The sequence below is a fragment of the Bradyrhizobium sp. P2_E8 genome (genome assembly GCF_056403875.1).
This window is the reverse complement of record NZ_JBFUES010001019.1, coordinates 1-2,604: the sequence shown is the minus strand read 5'-3', so window position 1 is coordinate 2,604 and position 2,604 is coordinate 1. Positions and strand designations below refer to the sequence as shown.

General features: G+C 66.7%; 2 protein-coding genes and 1 pseudogene. 2 read left to right on the top strand and 1 reads right to left on the bottom strand.

Features of this window, described 5'->3' with window-relative positions; translation table 11 throughout:
- The coding region (locus AC1D00_RS36000) for an acyl-CoA thioesterase (protein ID WP_477013940.1) at positions 1 to 275 on the bottom strand (275 nt) is incomplete at its 3' end.
- 86 nt (positions 276 to 361) lie between these two features.
- On the opposite strand from AC1D00_RS36000, the gene AC1D00_RS35995 reads away from it, so the two are divergent.
- Positions 362 to 1,786: an FAD-binding oxidoreductase gene (locus tag AC1D00_RS35995; protein WP_477013939.1), complete on the top strand. Its 1,425-nt coding sequence runs from the start codon at positions 362 to 364 to the stop codon at positions 1,784 to 1,786.
- 102 nt (positions 1,787 to 1,888) lie between these two features.
- Positions 1,889 to 2,604, top strand: a pseudogene (locus AC1D00_RS35990) (Spy/CpxP family protein refolding chaperone); the annotation flags it as partial.

Genomic DNA, 2,604 nt, shown 5'->3' with positions numbered 1-2,604 from the left:
TCCAGCAGCCACACCAGGATCCGCACGGGATCGCCGAGATGGATCTCGCGCAGATAGCGCACATGGCATTCGGCAGTGAAGGTCGAACCGTGACGCTCTTTCTTGTAGACCGGACCGATGCCGAGCTCGAGCCAGAACTCGTCGATCGCCCGGTCGAACATCACGTTGTAATAGGCCATGTTGAGATGGCCGTTATAGTCGATCCATTGCGGCTCGATCTGCATGATCGAGGCGCGGAACGGCTCGGCCTTGGGCGCAGTAGCGGTCTCCGGCATGTGTCCTTCCCTGGCTATGCGTCCGGTCGCTTGACTTGACCGGTTAGATGTCCTTTGCCACGGTTCTTCTGTCGGAGGAATTTCCCGTGGGTACGACTATCACCAATAATCCGCCGCGGCCGGAGCCGAAAGCCCTCGCGAGCGCACTGGAGCAGCTTGCCGCACGCTTCGGCAACCGCCTCATCACCTCGCAGGCCGTCCGCGAGCAGCACGGCCATACCACGACGTGGATTCCCAACCAGCCGCCGGATGGCGTGGTGATGGCGCAGGAGACCGCCGATATCCAGGACGTGGTGCGCATCTGCGCCAGGAGCCGCGTGCCCGTGATCGCCTTCGGCACCGGCACCTCGCTGGAGGGCCAGGTCAATGCGCCCGCCGGCGGCATCTCGATCGACCTGCGCGACATGAACAAGGTGCTCGCGGTGCACGCCGAGGACCTCGATTGCGTGATCCAGCCCGGCGTCACCCGCAAGGCGCTCAACGAGCATCTGCGCGACCAAGGCCTGTTCTTCCCGATCGATCCCGGCGCGGACGCTTCGCTCGGCGGCATGGCCTCGACGCGCGCCTCCGGCACCAACGCGGTGCGCTACGGCACCATGCGCGACAGCGTGCTGGCGCTGAAGGTGGTGCGCGGCGACGGCGAGATCATCACCACCGGCACCCGCGCCAAGAAATCATCCGCCGGCTACGACCTGACGCATCTGTTCGTCGGCGCCGAGGGCACGCTCGGCATCATCTCGGAACTGACCATCCGCCTGCGCGGCATCCCCGAGACCATCGCGGCCGGCGCGGTGTCGTTCGAGACGGTTCACGGGGCGTGTCAGGCCGTGATCCTGGCGATCCAGACCGGCATTCCCGTGGCGCGCATCGAGCTGCTCAATGCCGCGCAGGTGAAGGCCTGCAACGCCTATTCCAAGCTGACGCTGCCGGAGACGCCGCTGCTCCTGATGGAATTCCACGGCAGCGAGATCGAGGTCGCCGAGCAGTCCAAGGGCTTCGGCGAGATCGCAAAGGAATGCGGCGGCGGCGACTTCTCCTGGACGACGAAGCCGGAGGATCGCACCAAACTGTGGCAGGCGCGGCACGACGCCTATTGGTCGGTGAAGGCGCTGCGGCCCGGCGACAGTGTCGGCGTGGTCGCCACCGACGTCTGCGTGCCGATCTCGCGGCTTGCCGATTGCGTCAGCGAGACCGAGGAGGATCTCAAGCGGCTCAATCTGCTGTCGCCGATCGTCGGCCATGTCGGCGACGGCAATTTCCACTGCTCGCTGGTCTGCGACACCAACGACGCCGACGAGATGGCACGCGGCGAGGAGTTCATGCATCGCCTCGTCGAGCGCGCGCAGGCGATGGACGGCACCTGCACCGGCGAGCACGGTATCGGCCAGGGCAAGCAGAAATACCTCAAGGCCGAACTCGGTCCCGAAGCGCTCGACGCGATGCGGGCGCTGAAACAGGCGCTCGATCCGCTCAATATCTTCAACCCCGGCAAGATCGTGCCCGAGGCGTAGGCTCTGCGCGGCCAGGGACTGGGAACTTTCGGCAACGTTGATGGTTCCAATTCCCGCCAGGTTCCGATGCCTGAATGGCAGGGCTCTGCGCGGGAGGGTGCGATGATGCGACCGGTCGTTGGAATTGCCGCGGTGGCGTTTGCCTGCATGCTGGCGGGCGCGGCTCTGGCGAAAGGCGGCGGCGGGCATGGAGGCGGCCATGGAGGCGGGCACGGCGGTGGTCACCATGGCGGTGGTCACCACGGCGGCGGCCATTTCCACGGTCACGGCGGTGGGCACGCGCACGGCGGCGGGCATCATCGAGGGATGCGGTTTGCAACCGGCGCCCGCCATGGCGGTCCGAACTTCGGTCAGATCCGCAACGCGGCCATCCGCCCCGCGAATTTCCGCAACGCCCTCAACGTGCATTCCAGCGCCTTCCGCAACGGCCGTCTGATCGGCAATCCGGCGGCGCGAGCCCAGATCGCGGCGGCGGCCGCACTCGCCGGCTGGCATGGCGCCAGCAGCGGATGGTGGCAACATGCGGGCGGCGGTTATGGCTGGGTCGGGCCGCTGTTCTGGCCGTTCGCCTATAACGATCTCTACGACTACACGATCTGGGGCGACGGTCTCGGCTTCTGGGGCTACGGCTATCCGGACATCTATGCCGGCATCTTCGGGCCCTATGGCTACGACGGCCTTTCGGCCTATCTGCCGCAGCGGCCGCAGGGACGGCGGCAAGCGCGCGGCGTTGCGCTGGATCAGCTTTGCGGCAGCGACCGCCGCGAGATCGTCGGTCTGCCGATCGACCAGATCGCCGCCGCGGTGCAGCCGAGCGA